Origin of the sequence: Saccharothrix xinjiangensis, assembly GCF_039527585.1 — a bacterium.
GTDB classification, from domain to species: Bacteria; Actinomycetota; Actinomycetes; order Mycobacteriales; family Pseudonocardiaceae; genus Actinosynnema; species Actinosynnema xinjiangensis.
The window spans coordinates 1-509 of sequence record NZ_BAAAKE010000108.1 but is presented as its reverse complement, the minus strand read 5'-3'; the positions used below and the strand labels follow the sequence as shown (position 1 = coordinate 509).

1 protein-coding gene is annotated in these 509 nt (G+C 67.0%); it reads right to left on the bottom strand.

Translation table 11 applies throughout. The features are described 5' to 3' along the window. Positions 1–509: alpha-amylase family glycosyl hydrolase (locus ABD223_RS43455; protein WP_344044244.1), on the bottom strand; the 509-nt coding region annotated here is incomplete at both ends.

Below are 509 nucleotides of genomic sequence, written 5' to 3'. Positions count from 1 at the left end.
CGCGACTCGCGCCGCACGGCCATGAAGATGCGGGGCATGAGCGGGAAGTGGAACGCCATGTGGCACTCGTCCCCGCCCACCTCCGGGTTGCCGAAGTACTCGACCACGTCCGAGGGCCACTGGTTCGCCTCGGCCAGCAGCACCCGCCCGGGGTACTCGTCGTCGACGACCTTGCGGCAGCGCTTGAGGAAGTCGTGGGTGCGGGGGAGGTTCTCGCAGTTGGTGCCCTCCTGCTCGAACAGGTAGGGCACGGCGTCGAGGCGGAAGCCGTCGATGCCCAGGTCGAGCCAGAAGCGCAGGACGTCGAGCATGGCCTCCTGCACGGCCGGGTTCTCGTAGTTGAGGTCGGGCTGGTGGCTGAAGAACCGGTGCCAGTAGAACTGGCCCCGCACCGGGTCGTAGGTCCAGTTCGACGTCTCCGTGTCGACGAAGATGATCCGGGCGTCGGAGTACTTCTGGTCGTCGTCGTTCCAGACGTAGAAGTCGCCGTAGGGCCCGTCCGGGTCGGT